This is a genomic window from Hymenobacter monticola (assembly GCF_022811645.1).
Lineage (GTDB): Bacteria > Bacteroidota > Bacteroidia > Cytophagales > Hymenobacteraceae > Hymenobacter > Hymenobacter monticola.
Genome location: NZ_CP094534.1, coordinates 3,824,376 through 3,839,955, shown reverse-complemented (window position 1 = coordinate 3,839,955; position 15,580 = coordinate 3,824,376). Strand labels below are relative to the sequence as shown.

General features: G+C 63.9%; 13 protein-coding genes. 8 read left to right on the top strand and 5 right to left on the bottom strand.

Annotated features, from left to right (window positions below; all coding sequences use genetic code 11):
• Positions 1-48: 48 nt before the first annotated feature.
• A complete protein-coding gene (locus tag MTP16_RS15830; RefSeq protein ID WP_243511463.1) occupies positions 49-1,329 on the bottom strand; it encodes an MFS transporter in 1,281 nt (426 codons plus the stop codon).
• Between the two features lie 365 nt (positions 1,330-1,694).
• Here MTP16_RS15830 and MTP16_RS15825 point away from each other — a divergent pair, with 365 nt between their 5' ends.
• On the top strand, positions 1,695-3,629 hold the full coding sequence (locus tag MTP16_RS15825) for an acyl-CoA synthetase (protein WP_243511459.1): 1,935 nt from the start codon (positions 1,695-1,697) through the stop codon (positions 3,627-3,629).
• A gap of 101 nt (positions 3,630-3,730) precedes the next feature.
• On the opposite strand, the gene MTP16_RS15820 is transcribed toward MTP16_RS15825, so the two are convergent.
• Positions 3,731-4,156 carry a hypothetical protein gene (locus MTP16_RS15820; RefSeq protein WP_243511455.1) on the bottom strand — a complete coding sequence of 142 codons (426 nt, stop codon included), beginning with the start codon at positions 4,154-4,156 and terminating at the stop codon, positions 3,731-3,733.
• Positions 4,157-4,229: 73 nt separating this feature from the next.
• Complete coding sequence (locus tag MTP16_RS15815; protein WP_243511452.1) at positions 4,230-5,318, bottom strand: adenylate/guanylate cyclase domain-containing protein; 1,089 nt, start codon at positions 5,316-5,318, stop codon at positions 4,230-4,232.
• 279 nt (positions 5,319-5,597) lie between these two features.
• Here MTP16_RS15815 and MTP16_RS15810 point away from each other — a divergent pair, with 279 nt between their 5' ends.
• The 4 genes from MTP16_RS15810 to MTP16_RS15795 all read left to right on the top strand — a co-directional run bounded on the left by MTP16_RS15810 (position 5,598) and on the right by MTP16_RS15795 (position 8,934).
• Entirely contained in the window at positions 5,598-6,683 is a 1,086-nt protein-coding gene (locus MTP16_RS15810) for an OmpA family protein (RefSeq protein WP_243511450.1), read from the top strand.
• 43 nt (positions 6,684-6,726) lie between these two features.
• Positions 6,727-7,545 carry a polysaccharide deacetylase family protein gene (locus MTP16_RS15805; protein ID WP_243511447.1) on the top strand — a complete coding sequence of 273 codons (819 nt, stop codon included), beginning with the start codon at positions 6,727-6,729 and terminating at the stop codon, positions 7,543-7,545.
• Positions 7,546-7,654: 109 nt separating this feature from the next.
• Positions 7,655-8,356: a class I SAM-dependent methyltransferase gene (locus tag MTP16_RS15800; RefSeq protein WP_243511444.1), complete on the top strand. Its 702-nt coding sequence runs from the start codon at positions 7,655-7,657 to the stop codon at positions 8,354-8,356.
• A 14-nt stretch (positions 8,357-8,370) separates the two neighbouring features.
• Positions 8,371-8,934 (top strand): pseudouridine synthase, encoded by a 564-nt coding sequence (locus tag MTP16_RS15795; RefSeq protein WP_243511441.1) that lies wholly within the window; start codon positions 8,371-8,373, stop codon positions 8,932-8,934.
• 80 nt (positions 8,935-9,014) lie between these two features.
• Here MTP16_RS15795 and MTP16_RS15790 read toward each other — a convergent pair whose 3' ends face one another.
• A complete protein-coding gene (locus MTP16_RS15790) occupies positions 9,015-12,689 on the bottom strand; it encodes a M1 family aminopeptidase (protein ID WP_243511439.1) in 3,675 nt (1,224 codons plus the stop codon).
• A gap of 18 nt (positions 12,690-12,707) precedes the next feature.
• The gene (locus MTP16_RS15785) at positions 12,708-13,598 is read right to left on the bottom strand and encodes an ABC transporter ATP-binding protein (RefSeq protein ID WP_243511437.1); all 891 of its coding nucleotides are present in this window, start codon (positions 13,596-13,598) and stop codon (positions 12,708-12,710) included.
• A gap of 186 nt (positions 13,599-13,784) precedes the next feature.
• On the opposite strand from MTP16_RS15785, the gene MTP16_RS15780 reads away from it, so the two are divergent.
• The 3 genes from MTP16_RS15780 to MTP16_RS15770 all read left to right on the top strand — a co-directional run bounded on the left by MTP16_RS15780 (position 13,785) and on the right by MTP16_RS15770 (position 15,551).
• Positions 13,785-13,922 carry a hypothetical protein gene (locus MTP16_RS15780; RefSeq protein WP_243511435.1) on the top strand — a complete coding sequence of 46 codons (138 nt, stop codon included), beginning with the start codon at positions 13,785-13,787 and terminating at the stop codon, positions 13,920-13,922.
• 225 nt (positions 13,923-14,147) lie between these two features.
• Entirely contained in the window at positions 14,148-14,783 is a 636-nt protein-coding gene (locus tag MTP16_RS15775; protein WP_243511434.1) for an FKBP-type peptidyl-prolyl cis-trans isomerase, read from the top strand.
• Positions 14,784-14,792: 9 nt separating this feature from the next.
• Positions 14,793-15,551, top strand: a complete 759-nt coding sequence (locus MTP16_RS15770) for a hypothetical protein (protein WP_243511432.1) — start codon at positions 14,793-14,795, stop codon at positions 15,549-15,551.
• Positions 15,552-15,580 lie beyond the last annotated feature (29 nt).

The window sequence follows — 15,580 nt, the reverse complement described above, 5'->3', positions numbered from 1 at the left end:
AAACATCCGGGCTTAAATGGGGCTCGAAACCCTTACTAAACAGACTTCCTATACCAGCGCCGGCTTGTTGTCGCCCGCTACCGCGTAGGCTGCCGGTGGGTGCGCCGCCGTGCCTGTTTCGCGGAGTAGCAGGCTGGCTAGCAGCGCCAGGCAGGTGCAGGCTATCCAGAAAAGTCCCCCTTTTTCGAAGTGAGCAGCGGGGTCGGCAAGGCCCAGGGTTTGGCCGTAGAGGCGGGCAAACAAGGGCCCGAGCACGGCCGACACGCCGAAGGTGAGGAAGTTCATGGCCCCGGTGGCGCTGCCTTTCACGTGGTCGGGGTTGGCTTCCTTGATGATGGAATAGGGAATCATGGCCGCGCCCGAGGCCACGCCGAACAGCAACAGACTCAGGGCCAGCGGCATGAGCGCAGGCAGATACAGTTGCTGCAAACCCAGCAGCACCATGCACCCCGCCCCCAGCCAGATGACGGGCTTGCGCCGGCCCAGGCGGTCGGCCAGCCAGCCCAGGGCGGGGCAGCCCACCACCCAGCCCAGCGGCACCATGGAGCAGGCCCAGATGGCGGCGGTGTAGCTCAGGTGCTGGTCGCGCTGCAGGGCGGCCACGCCCCAGTTCATGGCAAAAATGGTGGTCGGCGCAAACAGCAGGCCCGCCACCAGCCCGCACAGGTACGATTGCGGGTTGCCGAACACAATTTTATAAGGAGCTAGCAACCCCGCCTTTGCGGTGGGCTGCGCGGCCTGTGCCTGAGCATCGTTGGGGGTGATGAAGTAAAGCGCCACGCCGGTGGCCAGGTTGGCCAGCCCCATCAGCACCCAGAACACGCGCACATCGAACCCGCCGTGAATGAGCGGGCCCACCAGCGACTGCCCCAGCGCCCCGCCCAGCATGCCCAGGCACTGCGTGGCCCCAATGGCCGTGGCCAGCGACCGCGCCTGAAACCCGCGCGAGGCCAGATACACCGAGCCCGTGAAGGCAAACGCCGAGCCCGCGCCTTGCAGCAACCGGCCGCTGTTGCCGGCCGCCGCGCCGGGCAGGGCAAACAGCAGGCAGCCCAGCGCCACAATGGCAATGCCCGTGGGCAGCGCATACTTGGCGCCGGTGCGGTCGAGGGCCACACCGGCCACCAGCCCCGCCACGGAGTAGGTATAGTAATAGGTACCGAGAATGGCCCCCACTCCCACTGCATCGACGCCGAAGGTGCGCGCCAGCTCGGGTATCATCACCGCTGGCCCGGAGCGCACCGCGTACTCCAGAAAGTAGAAAATCAGCGAAAACACCCACGCAACAACGTAGGGCTTGGTGCGCGGCGGCTGGACAGTATCTTCCATTGTTAGCGGCGGTTTTGGAGTAGGTAGATGTAGGGGCGGGGCTAGCCCCCGCCCGCCGTTGAACGGAATCGTTGCAAATGCGCAAATGGTAGGCGGGGGCTAGCCCCGCCCCTACGTCGTTCAACTATACACCACCTGCAAAGCCACACTATGCGGCAGGTTTAGTGGATTGAACTGCCCGCGCCATGGAAAGGTTAGCCCGAGCTTACTTCGTCGGACCGGATGGCTAACGGCTACCAAGCAGCTACGGCACCTGCGCGAAATCCAGTCAGGACTTGCTTTTGGCCCATTTGCGGCCGCTCCGTGCCTACTTTTGAAGGAAAACCTCTTCATTACGGCCCACACTGCCGCTTCTATTCTTCTCCATGCCGGGCTACCGCAACCTCGACGACATTTTAACCATTGAGCAAACGCCGCTGGCCGCCCAGCCCGTGCCGGCCCACACCCTGGCCCTGCTGGAGCGCGGCCGCGACCGCAACCCGGCGGCCCTGGCGCTGCGCTTCGTGTTCAGCGGGGAGCGGCCCACCGAGTCGGTCGATTTCAGCTACGCGCAGCTAGTGCAGCGCTGCTACCAGACGGCCAACATGCTGCACGAGTTGGGCGTGGGGCCGACGGACGTGGTGTCATACCTGCTGCCCAACCTGCCCGAAACGCACTTCACGCTCTGGGGCGGGCAGGCGGCCGGCATCGTCAACCCCCTGAACCCGCTGCTGGAGCCCGCCCAGATTGCCGACATCCTGAACGCGGCCGGCACCAAGGTGCTCGTCACGCTGCGAGCTTTCCCGAAAACCGATATCTGGCAAAAAGTGCAAGCCGTGGCTCCTTTGGTGCCCACCCTGCAAACGGTGGTGGCGGTGGACTTGCTTGGCTACCTGCCCACGGTGCAAAAGCTGGTGGTGGGCGCGCTCCGGCTCACGCAGCCCAAGCTGACCCTGCCGGGCATTAAAGTGGTAAATTTTGCCGAAGCCAGCGCCCGCCAGCCCGCCGACCGGCTGGTATCGGGCCGGCAGCTGGCGCCGACGGATGTGGCCTGCTACTTCCACACCGGCGGCACCACGGGCACGCCCAAAATCGCGCCGCTGACGCATTACAACATCACGAGCACCACCTTTGCGTCGTCGCAGCTGCTGGGCGGCGAGGCCGCGCCGGAGCGGCTAGTTTTCTTCTGCGGGCTGCCGCTGTTCCATGTGAACGGCGTGGTGGTGACGGGCAGCGTGCCGTGGTTGCTGGGCCACACGGTGGTGCTGGGCAGCCCGGCGGGCTACCGCGGGCCGGGTATCCTCGACAATTTCTGGCAATTGGTGGCGCACTACCGCATTTCGCTCTTTAGCGGCGTGCCCACCATCTTCAGCAAGCTGCTCACGCTGCCGGTGGAGGGCCACGACTTGAGCTCGTTGCGCTACGCCATCTGCGGGGCGGCCCCGCTGCCGGTGGAGCTGCTGCGAGCTTTTGAGGAGCGCACCAAGCTGCGGCTGGTGGAAGGCTACGGCTTCACCGAGGGCAGCTGCATCAGCGTGGTGGGGCCGCTGGCGGGGGCGCCCATGCCGGGCAGCATCGGCCTGCGCGTGCCCTACCAGGACGTCCGCATTGTGGTGCTGGACGAGCAAACCGGCCAGTTTGAGCGCTTCGCGGAGTCCGAGGAAAGTGGCGTGATGGTGGTGCGGGGCAGCAACATCTTCCACGGCTACCTGCAGCCCGAGCACAACAAAGGCATCTGGGTGGATACGGGCGATGGCCAGGGCCCATACTACAACACCGGCGACCTGGGCCGACAGGATGCGCAGGGCGGTTTCTACATCACGGGCCGCAAAAAGGAGCTCATCATCCGCGGCGGCCACAACATCGACCCGAAAGTCATCGAAGACGCGCTGATGGCCCACCCCGCCGTGGCCCTGGCGGCGGCCATCGGCAGCCCCGACGCCCACGCCGGCGAACTGCCCGTGGCCTACGTGACGCTGCACCCGGGCCAAAACGCATCGGAAGCCGAGCTGCGCACTTTCGCCGAAACGCACATTCCCGAGCGCGCCGCCTGGCCCAAGCAAGTGTACACGGCCGCCGAGCTACCGCTCACGGCCATCGGCAAAATTTTCAAGCCGGCGCTGGCCAAGCAGGAAATCAGCCGCGTGTATGCCAAGCAGCTGGCAACGGTACCGGACCTGAAAGTAGATTCCATAACCGTGCGCGACGACCGGCAGCGCGGGCTGGTGGCCGACATCAAGGTGTCGGGTGCCGCTTCCGATGCAGCCATTGCGCAGGCGCTGCTGGGCATGCACGTGCCGTATGACGTGCGGCGGGCGTAGAGACGCAATATTTTGCGTCTCTACATTGAACGACAACTTTTGAACGACACACGAACGGCGCGGCTGACAGATGCAGAATATTGCGTCTCTAAGTCGTTAAACTACGCCAGCAGGCGGGCCTGGTGGGCGACGTTAATGAGCGCTGGGGCGTTCTGCAGCGTGGCCAGCACTACTTCCTTGGCGGCCTGCTTGAGCTCGTCTTTGCTGATGTCACGGGTTTCTTCCTGCACCAACTCGGCCAGCGCCTGGAAGGCGTGGAGCAGGGCTTCGCGGCGGGGCCGCTCGGCATGCAGCTCGGCGTATACCTCGGTGAAGTGCTGCTTAATTTTCTTGCGTCGAATGCGGAACACCGACTCTTTCGTAACCGAGGGCTGGATGGAATCGAGCAGGGCCATCAGCGGCAGCAGCTTGGTGGCCGTGGTGGCTACCGCACCGGTGAGGCTGGGCCGGTGCGGCTTTTCAGCGGCCCTGCTCCCGCCGGCCGACGCCGCCTCGGGCTCCGCAAAATCATCGAAATAGGTAGACATAAAAGTCTGTTTGAAGGAATTGGCGCTCACTGGCGCTAACCACGAAAATAACAAATAATCAACTGCCGATTATTTACACGACTTCAGCCGAGTACAGCGCCACCGTGCCCGCCTTGCCCCTCAGCGGAAACGCGCCCCGGGCCTGAAACTGAAATTCGGGCGGGTGCGGAAGGGCGTCGTAGAGCGACGCTGACAAGAGCAGGCGGCTGTGCAGGGCGTTGCACTGGGCCTCGATGCGGGCGGTGGTGTTGAGCACATCGCCGTGGAACACCAGCTCGGTTTTGATAGCGCCCACCTGGGTAGCCATCACCGGGCCGCCGTGCAGGCCGGCTTTGAAGGCGGGCACGGTGCCGTAGGTGCGCAGGTAGTAGTCGCGACGCAGGTCGATGGCCTGCTGCATGGCGAAGAAGCAGCGCACGCAGCGCGCCTGCGCAATGCCAGTGGGCCACTCCCAACTCACCACCACCTCATCGCCCACGTACTGGTAAATCTCGCCCCGGTGCGCCACAATGGGCGCGCCCATGTCGAAGAAAAAGTCGCGGATGAGCTGGCTGTATCGCTCGTTGCCCAGCTGCTCGGCCAGGGTAGTTGAGCCCTTCACATCCACAAACAGGAAGATGCGCTGCTCGGCCACCGGGTGGTGGTAACGGCCCAGAAACAGCCGCAGCAGCGCCGGCCGGCCTATTTTGTTGCTGAGCTGGTAAAACAGCGAGGTGAACAGACTGAGGATGCCGTAGCCGGTGAGCAGCCGCACAAAGGCCCGGCCTTCGGGACGCACGACCAGGCTGCGCCAGCCCCGAAAGCCTTCGGCGTCGAGGGCGGCCAGCAGGCTGTTGTCGACGGCCGGGGCGAAGATGCGGCGGATGAGAAACAACAGCAGCCAGAAGCCGGCCAAGTAGAGCAACATGCCGAGTAGCAGCCGCGCCCCCAGCCGCACCCGGGCAAAAAGCTGCGGAAACACGTACACTTCCAGGCCGGCCACCAGCAGGCCCACCGGGCCGCCCACCTCCAGCGCCAGCCGTACGTCGACCACCGACAAGGTGCCGCGCACCAGCAGCACGAGCAGCAGCGTGCCCACCACAAAAAAGACCGTGAGGGCCAGCACCGAGTGCCAGTAGAACCGCTGCAACGGCCGGTGCCAGGGCGAGTAATAAGACTTCATAGAGGGCGAAGTTCGCACGCGGGGGCGATGCGGGGCAGGCGCGGCGCCAAGCAGAGGCCCTGGTCTGCTGCGAACCGGCGTGAATCAGGTGACCGAGGCACGTAGCGCGCCAGCTGCTTCGCCCACGCTCAACACCAACGTTGGAGTAGTTCGCCAAATCCTTCGGCAGCCACCGCCTCACGGTTCGGCTTTGTTCGGGACCTTTCCGGGGCAACTCTTGGTTTCGGCGGTGCGTCTATTGGCGCATCTCTCCATCTACTGAGCTTATTGATTGCCGCTATGAAAAGCAGCTTTTGGTACGGTATCGGGGCCCTGCTGCTCGCGGCCCCGGCCCAGGCCCAAACCTCCGCCTCATCCCTGACGGGCATCTGGCAGGGCGTAGAGAATGATTCTTCCAAACCCGGCCAATACTGGCCGTCGCTGCTGCGCCTGCAGCAAGGCAAGGGCGCCGACGCCTTCGGCATTCTCTACGAAGAAGTGGGCGACAAACCGTACGTCACGGTCACCTTCCAGATGAAGGGCACCCGCACCGCCACCGGCCTGCGCCTGGAGCACGTGGCCAAGCTGAACGAAACCGGCTGGACGCGAGACAGCTACTGGTGCGACGGTTCCATCACCTTCACCTATGACCCGGCCCTGGAAAAGCTCACGGGACACGCCACCTACCGCCCGCAGGGCGACTGCAACGTGGGCACGCTCACGCTCTACCGCGTCCGGCTGAAATCGGCCGGCACGGTGCCGGCGGGCGTCGAAAGCAGCCTGCGCGTGTCGGGCCGCAACGTGCTGTGGTACGCCGATGCCGAGCTGAAGCAACCCGTGAACACCGGCAATACTTTCCGCACCAAGCTCAACAAAACCACCACCTTCTACATCACGCAGGGCTACTATCCCACCAAGGAAAGCTCGGCCGTGCCCATTACCATCAAAGTAACGGGCAACCCGCCGAAAACGGCGACGCCGGCCCCTGCCCCGCCCACGCCGCCCGTGGCCCCGCCCGATACGGTTCGCCCGGCCCCGGCGGCGCCCCTGATTTCGACCACGCCCGTGGTGCTGCCCACGGTGCTGTTCAAGGTGGGCAAGCCGGAATTGCTGCCCGAATCGAGCCCGGCGCTCGACCAGCTGGCGGCCGAGCTGAAAAGCCGACCCACGCTGCAAATCCGCGTGTCGGGCCACGCCGACAAGGTGGGCGAACCCGACAAAAACCAGGTGCTGAGCGAGCAGCGCGCCGAAGCAGTAAAAACGTATCTGGTGAAGGCCGGCATTGCGGCCGAGCGCATCCGCACCATCGGCTACGGCGACACGCGCCCGCTCCACCCCTCGCCCGACGTGCGCAACCGGCGCGTGGAGGTGGAAGAAGTGAAATAGAATCTACGGGGGCATCTTTGCGCTTTCCCTTGTTTTCGCGCCGATGAAATTTCCAACCCTGTCGCTAGCGGCCAGCCTGCTGATTTCCAGCGCGGCCCTGGCCCAAACCACGCCCGCTGCCACCCCATGGAATAACAAGCAGTGCGCCGTGGTGCTTACCTACGACGACGCCATCGACGTGGACCTCGACAACGTGGTGCCGGCGCTGGATTCGGTGAAGCTTCGGGGCACGTTCTACCTCATCGGCTCCTCGCCGGTGGTCACGAAGCGCCTGCCCGAGTGGCGGGCCGCCGCCAAGCGCGGGCACGAGCTGGGCAACCACGCCCTCTTTCACCCCTGCGACGGCAGCCGGCCCGGCCGCGAATTCGTGCAGCCCGACCACGACCTGCACACCTACACCGTGGGCCGGGCCGTGGACGAAATCCGGGCGAATAACACGCTGCTTTCGGCCATCGACGGCAAAACCGCCCGCACCTTTGCCTACCCCTGCGGCGACCTGCAGATTGGCGGCGTGAAATTTTACGACCAGCTGAAAAACGACTTCGTGGCCGCCCGGGGCATTACATCGGGCATGCAGACCGCCGCCCAGGTCGACTTGAGCAATGTGGACGCCTACTTCATCAACGGCCAGGACGGGCAGTACCTGATTGACTTGGTGAAGCAGGCGCAGCAGTCGCACACGCTGCTGGTGTTTCTGTTTCACGGCGTGGGCGGTGGCCATTCGCTGAACGTGGCGCTGCCCGCGCACCGGCAGCTGCTGCGCTACCTCAAGGCGCACGAAAAGGAAATTTGGGTGGCGCCAATGGTAGAAGTAGCCCAGCGAATTAAGGACGAAAAGGCAGACGTAGTGGGCAAAAAGTAGCCGCAGAGCTGGCGCGGCGCAGTACTTGGGTCTGCGGCGTGCTCCTGGCAAATAATAAGGCGGCCGTAAGTTTGTAGAATTCTCCGACCGGCTTTTTCCGCGCTGCTGCATGCAGGACATTTACAACGACCGCACCTACCTGGCCAACAACCCAACCTGGCACGAGGAGGACGCCCCGTTCAAGGCCGAGCGCATCCTGCGGCTGCTGCGCCGCCACCCCGTGCCACGGGCCACGGTCTGCGAAGTGGGCTGCGGCAGCGGCGAGGTGCTGGTGCAGCTGGCCGCGCAATTGCCCGGCAGCACGTTCACCGGGTTCGACATTTCGGAGGACGCGCTAGCGCTGGCCGCGCCCAAACAAACCGCTCGCCTTCGCTTCGAGCAACACGACCTCGCGGCACAGCCCGTAACCGAGCCGTATGATTTGCTGCTCGTCATCGACGTCATCGAGCACCTGCCCAACTACTTTCAATTTCTGGAAGGCATTGCCAGCGCCAGCCGCTACACCGTGTTTCACATTCCGCTAGACCTCAGCCTGTGGTCACTGCTGCGCGAGCAGATGCTCATCGAATCGAAGGCCCGCGTGGGCCACATCCACAACTTCACCGAAGATTTCATTCTCAGCGTGTTGGCCGATTACGGGTTCCGGGTGATGGACAAAATGTACACCGAGCCGCGCTATAAGCATTGGTCCCTGAAAGAGCGCCTCACGCACGCGCTGCGCCGGGCACTCTACAGCATCAGCCCCCGGCTTTGCAGCAAAATTCTGGGCGGCTACTCCCTCATGGTACTCACCGAAAACCCGGCCCGCTAGCTGCGGCTCCTACCATGCCGCACCGCCATTTCCTCATTCACAAGCCTTACGGCTACCTCAGCCAGTTTGTGGGCGAGGCCAATAAGAAAAAGCTGGGCGAATTCCACGACTTTCCCGAAGGCATCATGGCCATCGGCCGGCTCGACGAAGACAGCGAAGGCTTGCTCCTGCTCACCACCGACGGGCAGATGAGCGAGCTGGTGCGCAGCCGCAAAGTAGAAAAGGAATACTACGCCCAGGTCGATGGCCTGATAGCCGACGCGGCCCTGGCGCAGCTGCAAACCGGCGTCGAAATCGGCATCCACGGCACGAAGTACCTTACCACGCCCTGCCAGGCCCGCCGCCTCGACCCCGCCCCGGCTTTCCCTGCGCGCACCCGCAAAATCCGCGACGACCGGCACGGGCCCACGTCCTGGGTGAGCATCATCGTGACGGAAGGCAAATTCCGGCAGGTACGCAAGATGACGGCGGCCGTGGGCTTTCCCACCCTGCGCCTGCTGCGGGTGCGGGTAGCCGATATCCGGCTGGGCGACCTGGCAGCAGGCGAAGTGCGTGAGGTGACGGACTTTGGGCTGTAGCGTGGACTCTGCGAGTCCGCGCTTACCGGAACTATGAGGCCGTTCGCCCAAGCGCGGACTCCCAGAGTCCACGCTACAGCTCATTTCACCGCCACGGTCTTCGAGCCCGCTTTCTTCTCTTCCAGCGGCTTCACGTTGTCGTAGTAAAACCGGTCAATCAGCTTCTGGTAGGGGTCGACGCCGGCTTTGGCGGGCTTTTCGCTCACCACGAAGCGCAGGGTGGTTTCGGGCTTGGTCAGTTTCACTTTCTTCAGCAGCAGCGCCTTGCCACGCACGTCCCAGCTTTCGCCGGGAGCCTGGTCAGGGCCGAATACGCCTACTTCGAAATAGTCAGCCAGTGCAGCAGGACTTTCGTTGCCAAGGCTGTCGGCGTGCACCTTTTCGGCTTTGATGGTGAGGGCGACGTCGTAGCGGCCGTCGGACCGCAGGGTGTAGGTGGCGTCCTTCAGCTCGTTCTTGTAGAGCGTTATCTTCTCGAATTGGTCGCGCAGCAGGTACTGCAGCGAATCCGGCGTGGCCCGCCGCAGGTAGGCCAGCAGGTCGGTTGAAGTGGGATAAGGGGGCTTGCTCTGATGGTTGGCGGCCAGGAATTCGCGCAGTGCCCCGTTCAGCTTTTCCTCGCCGATGTAGTCCTGCAGGGCGTAGAAGACCATGCCGCCCTTGTAGTAGTGGATGTAGGGTTGGTTTTCGCAGAGCACAAGCGGCAGCTCCTTCTTCCGCTCGGACCGGCGGCCGGTGAGGTAATTCATCAGCTCGCGGCGCATGAACTGCTGCATCTGGTTGGGCGTGAAGGCGTGCTTGGCATTCATGATGGCCGAATACTCGGCCAGCGACTCCACCAGCATGCTGCTGCCCTGCACGTTGGCCCCCACCGTTTGGTGGCCCCACCATTGGTGCCCCAGCTCGTGGCTGGTGATGAAGTAGGTCACGTCCGGGGTGTTCTTGTCGCGCAAATCATCAATAAAGCCCGCGCTTTCCGAGGTCTGAATTGTGTTGGCGTAGCTCTGGGCAAAGGACTTGTAGCGCGGAAACTCCAGCAGCCGGATTTGGCGGTACTGGTAAGGCCCGAAGGCTTTGGTGTAGTACGCCAGGCCGTCGCTCAGCGCCTGCGCCATGCGACGCACGTTGGCGGGGTGGTGCGGGTCGTAATATATTTCGATGGCCACCGGCGGGCCGCCGGCCGGGCTCTGCCACTCCGTTTTATACTCCTTGAACCGGGCCGAGAGCACGCTGATGAGCGGCTGAATGGGCTGGTCCATGCGGTAGTGGAAGTAGCGGCGGCCGCCCTGCGTCCACTCCCGGTCGAGGTAGCCGGCCGTCACGGCGCGCTGGTCGGGGTCGGTGCTGAGGGTGGCCTCGAAGCGTACCCGGTCGGCATCGCGGGCAAACTGGGCTTGCATGCGCCCACGCGGGTCGTTGAGGCGGGGCGTGCGCTCCTTGGGGCCCAGGCCCTGGCGGCGGCGGGCGTCATCCTCTTCTATTTCCTCTCCCGGCTGGTAGCCAATGCGCAGGCTGCTCAAGTCCAGGAAGGTACCGTTTTCGGTGAGCCGGTCTTCGGGTGAGATGGTAGACCAGTCGAACACGCCCGTCCCAGTCAGGCGCGAGCTAAAGCCCCGGGCGCGGTAGTCCTCTTCATACGCCAGCGTGAGCGAGTCGCCGGGCGCCAGCGGCTGCGCCAGCCGAAACATGCGCAGCCCGGTCACGGGGTCGTCGAAGAGCACGCGGGCCGGGCGGCCGGGCGTGGCCAGCACGCGCCGGATGCTGCGGCTCGGGTCGTAGTTCACCAGCAGCGAGTCGAGCGGGCGGGCGGTCTGGTTGTGCAGGGTGTAATTCAGGTGCAGGCGGTAGCCGCGCGGGCTGGCCGTCGGAAACAGGTCCACCTTCGCCACCACAGCCGTGATTTTGGGTTGGGCCAGGTTTTCCAGCTTCTTGTACTGCCGTTCCTTGCGGGCCTGCCGGGCCTCCAGGCCGCGGGGCGTCACAAACTCATTGATTACGTTGGCGTTGTAGAACACCCAGGCGCCAGCCGTAAGCACCGCCAGTCCGGCCAACAGTAGGGCGGGCCGCATCCCGGGCGTGCGCAGGCGCTGCCCCGCCAGCCGCAGGCGGGTGCGGGCGCCGGTATCGTTGCCGCGCACCCACAGCAGGCTGGCCAGCAGCCCCAGCAGGGCCGCCCCGGCCAGGTAGTAGAGGTTGATGAACAAAAGCGGGGCCGCCAGGTGCCCGTAGCCGTTCATGTCGGAATACGTGTAAGGCACGGCCGCCCCGAATTTGAGCAGGGCATGGTGCAGCCCCAGCGCATCGGCCAGCAAAAACACCACCGCGTAGTATACCAGCATCAGGGCGTGGCCCACGTACTTGTTGTTGGCCACCGTTTGCACCACCAGCGCCAGCGTGCACAGCACCGTGAGGGAGGCCAGCTGAATCAGGAAATTCTTCAGGTACAGCAGCGGCTCAATCAGACTTGCGTCGAGAAAAGCCTGCACGGCCATGCCCACCAGCAGCTGCACCGCCGTGAGCACGGCGCTCACCACCGCCAGCGCCAGCAGCTTGCTCGCAAACGGCAGCCAGCTGGCAAACGGCAAGGCGTCAAACACCCCTTGCAGGCGAGTTTCCCGTTCCCGCCACACCAGCTCGCCGGCATAGATGGTGATAATGATGAACAGGTAGATGGTGAAGTTGGAGTTAACGACGTTCAGAATCTGGTAGGTCACGGGCAGCTGCACGCCGCGCATATCGTGGTAGGTCCAGTAAAAGTTGAACAGCACGTACACCGTACCCAGCAGCGCCAGCACCCGAAACGGCCAGGCCTGCATCACATTAGCCACCTGCACCCGTACCAATTGGCCCAGCTGCCAACGGCTCAGCCCCGAACCAAACGCGGGGGCCGTGCGCCGTAGCCCCGCCCCGGCCAACAATGCCGGCGGTGCCTCGGCTGGCGCGGCCTTAGCGGCGCGGGTGCGCGGCAGTGCCAGCCGGAACGTGGCGCAGGCCACCCCCAGCACCACCAGCCCGATGCCCATGTACAGCAGCCGGTTAGGCAAAATCAAGCCGCCCAGGTAGTTGGCTATTTGTGTGTTTCGCTCGGCAATGGTCCAGTACTTCACGTCCAGGTTTTTAGCCACGATACCGAAGGGGTCGAGCATGGCGAAAAGGAAGTCGCTGGTCACCCGCTCGCTGAACTGCAACGACACCTGGTAGCCCACAAACAGCACGATGCCCCCCAGGTACACCACCAAAGGCGAGCGAAAAACCAAGTAGGCCGCAAAAAACAGGCAGCCCGCAAACAACGCGTTGGTCCAGCCCACGGCCACCAAGGGCACCAGCAGCGCCACCGGCTGCACCGGCCCCAGCTTGGTGGCCTCCACCCAAGGCATCAACATGCCCAGCAGCGCCCCCACCGCCGTGCCCGCCTGCACAAACCACATGGCCAGCACCGAGCCCACGAAGCGCCCACCCAGGTAGCCCCACTTGGGCAGCGGCGTGGTGTAAAGCAGCCCGGTCATCTGGTCCTTGTCGTCGCGGTAGATGGGCGTGCCCAGCATCGCCGCGGTGATGAACATGCCGAAAATGGAGGACACCAGAAACAGCTGGGCCAGCGCGTCGGGCGAGTTCACGTGCACCTTGGGGCTGGAATTGAACCCGAAGTCGTCCACGGTCTGCGACAGAAACGCAAACAGGGCGAAGACCCCAAAGTAGAGGTAGGTCGTGGGCTGCGTGAAACGGTAGCGCAGCTCAAAGCGAAGCGTTTGCAAAAACATAGCGGCGCTGGCTTAAAGAGTGACTGCCTGTTGCTCCCGCCGCGCCAGCCGATGGAAATACACGTCTTCCAACGTGGCCTCGGCCGGCTGAAACTGCCCGTTGATGGGCACCTCGCTGAACACCCGCACGATGGGCTGCCCCGCCACCAGCTTCGAGGAAATCACCTCATACTCGGATTTGAGCTGCGCCAGCGCCGCCTTTTCCGTTTTGGTGCGGTACACCTTGCCCCGGATTTCGCCAATCACGTCGTTGGGCGAGCCTGTGGCCACCACCTCGCCCCCGGCAATAATGGCCATGTTGGGGCACAGCTCCGTCACGTCCTCCACAATGTGCGTGCTCAGAATCACCACCACATTCTCCCCAATCTCGCTCAGCAAATCCAGGAAGCGGTTGCGCTCGGTGGGGTCGAGGCCGGCAGTGGGCTCATCCACGATGATGAGCTGCGGGGCGCCCAGCAGCGCCACCGCAATGCCGAAGCGCTGCCGCATGCCGCCCGAGTAGCCGCCCACGGCCTTCTTCCGCGCGGCCCACAGGTTGGTTTGCTGCAGCAGACTTTCCACCGCCAGCTTGCGCTCGGCCGCGTCGCGGATGCCCTTGAGGCCGGCAAAGTAGTCGAGCAGCACCTCGGCCGAAATGCCGGGGTACAGCCCGAACTCCTGCGGCAGGTAGCCCAGCACCTTCCGCACTTCATCTTTCTGGGTCAGCACGTCGATGTCGCCGAGCATGATGCTGCCCGTGTCGGGCTCCTGCAGGGTGGCGATGGTGCGCATGAGGCTGCTCTTGCCCGCGCCGTTGGGGCCCAACAGGCCAAACATGCCGTTCGGGATGGTGAGCGTGACGCCGCGCAGGGCCCGCGTGCCGTTGGGGTAGGTTTTGGAGAGGTTGGTAATACGTAGCTCCATGTTGACGAGGGGTTAAATGACTGATTCAAAGGTTGTCTCTTTCAATAGAAAATCTATTTCAAATTGTCTCTTTTTCATTACCATTTGTGCCATTCATGTTAATTTTATGCTGCATGCATAACATTTTGCCACTTCCCGGCGTATCTTTGCATCCAAATCAACCACTAACGCTATTCGCGCTATCCGATGAAAAAGTCCACCACTGCCCTCTCCTTCTCTTCGTTGCTGCTGCTGGGCGGCGTGAGCTACCTGGCTGCCAAACTGGCCGACCTGGACCTGACGTTCTTCTTCGACGGCGACGACGACCACTCGCACTACTGCTAAGCCGATATGTAGCCCTACGGCTACGATTCCGCGTCTTTTGCGAAAAAGCCCCGCCCTCTGGCCGGGCTTTTTTGTTGCCGCCTGGTTCCCGAATCCGGCCAATGCGGCGGGCCCCGTGGGTTCGGCCCGGCTTTTGGAACTTTCGACTTGCAACGGCGTAACCCGTTGAGCTATTTTTTCACCGGCTGCGGCCTCGCCCGCTAGCCCCAACGCCCCCGGTTTCTTATGAACCTCGATTCCCATCAGGCTCAGGTGAGCTACATCATTGGCCGCGACCTGGCCCGCAACTTCGCCCAGCAGGGCCTCGACCTGGACATCGACACCCTGGCCGGCGCCCTCAAAGAAGGCCTGCAGGGCCTCCCCAGCCGCCTCACCCAGGAACAAATGCAAGCCGCCATGCAGCAGCTTCAGGAGCAGATGGGCGGCGCCGAAGACGACCAAGATGATAACCAAGACCCCAATGCCATGAACAACAACAAAGCCGAAGGCGAAGCCTTCCTCGCCGAAAACGCCCAGAAGTCGGGCGTCACCACCCTGCCCAGCGGCCTGCAGTATGAGGTTATCAAGGAAGGCAGCGGCCCCAAGCCCGGCCCCAGCTCCAAGGTAACCACCCACTACCACGGCACCTTGATTAACGGCAAGGTGTTCGACAGCAGCTACCAGCGCGGCCAACCCGCCACCTTCGGCGTGAACCAGGTGATTGCCGGTTGGACTGAAGCCCTGCAGCTCATGCCCGAAGGCTCGAAGTGGCGCCTCTACATCCCCTCCGACCTGGCCTACGGCAAGCGTGGCGCCGGCCGCGACATCCCCGGCGACACCGCCCTGATTTTCGACGTGGAGCTGCTGAAAGTGAACAACTGAGGGACCGCCGTGGCGGCCGCGCCCACCCGGGCGTCGGCCACCACGCGCACCGCGCCGCCCACCTGGACGCGCACCTCCACCCTTTCGGCGGCAGCCATGCCCATGAACAACGTTGAAAATCAGCCCCCGGCTGAATCAGCCCCCGTGGCCCCGGAAGCAACTTCCGGGGCCGCTTTGCTGACGGACGCCACCGAGCCTGCTACGAGCGGCCCGGTGTACCAGCCAGCGCCTGCGCCGGTAGAAGTAGCCGAGCTGCCGCCGCTGCCCACGGTGCAAAGCAAAGACGGCCGCGTCACGCTCACAGGCACCTCGCTCACGGTGCGCGGGCAGGAGTTTGCGCTACGCGAGCTGGAGCGCGCAGAAATCACGCCGGTGAAGTGGATACTGTGGTACCTGTTGGGTGCCCTGGGCCTGGCAGGCGTCATGATTGCCTTTCTGCAAAACTGGCTGCGCACCGGGCCGGCCATGACGGGCATGGCCCTCACGGCGCTGCTGCTGGCCTACGGGCACCGCGGCACCAACCGCCTGCGCCTGCACCGCTTGGGCCGCGAGGCCCTCAATTTTGCCCTGCCCGGCGAGCCCGCGCCTTGGCAAAGCCTCAGCGCCGAGGTGAACCGCCGCATCTTCCGGGTGCACGACCACGCCGCCCGCGAGGCCGCCGCCCTGCTCGCCGCCGCCGATGCCGCCATGCAGCAAGCCGCCCGCGAGGCCCAGGCCGCAGCCGAAAGCGAAGCTTCTGCAAATAATAATACATTAACCAACAATTAGTTCGCCTTTTTAAGGTCAGCTTCGTAAGC

Bases quoted from the DNA above. Each gene is read 5' to 3' on its own strand.
- MTP16_RS15775 (WP_243511434.1), top strand. From the start codon at position 14,148: ATGAACCTCGATTCCCATCAGGCTCAGGTGAGCTACATCATTGGCCGC.
- MTP16_RS15785 (WP_243511437.1), bottom strand. From the start codon at position 13,598: ATGGAGCTACGTATTACCAACCTCTCCAAAACCTACCCCAACGGCACG.
- MTP16_RS15820 (WP_243511455.1), bottom strand. From the start codon at position 4,156: ATGTCTACCTATTTCGATGATTTTGCGGAGCCCGAGGCGGCGTCGGCC.
- MTP16_RS15825 (WP_243511459.1), top strand. From the start codon at position 1,695: ATGCCGGGCTACCGCAACCTCGACGACATTTTAACCATTGAGCAAACG.
- MTP16_RS15805 (WP_243511447.1), top strand. From the start codon at position 6,727: ATGAAATTTCCAACCCTGTCGCTAGCGGCCAGCCTGCTGATTTCCAGC.
- MTP16_RS15830 (WP_243511463.1), bottom strand. From the start codon at position 1,329: ATGGAAGATACTGTCCAGCCGCCGCGCACCAAGCCCTACGTTGTTGCG.
- MTP16_RS15780 (WP_243511435.1), top strand. From the start codon at position 13,785: ATGAAAAAGTCCACCACTGCCCTCTCCTTCTCTTCGTTGCTGCTGCTG.
- MTP16_RS15795 (WP_243511441.1), top strand. From the start codon at position 8,371: ATGCCGCACCGCCATTTCCTCATTCACAAGCCTTACGGCTACCTCAGC.
- MTP16_RS15810 (WP_243511450.1), top strand. From the start codon at position 5,598: ATGAAAAGCAGCTTTTGGTACGGTATCGGGGCCCTGCTGCTCGCGGCC.
- MTP16_RS15815 (WP_243511452.1), bottom strand. From the start codon at position 5,318: ATGAAGTCTTATTACTCGCCCTGGCACCGGCCGTTGCAGCGGTTCTAC.
- MTP16_RS15800 (WP_243511444.1), top strand. From the start codon at position 7,655: ATGCAGGACATTTACAACGACCGCACCTACCTGGCCAACAACCCAACC.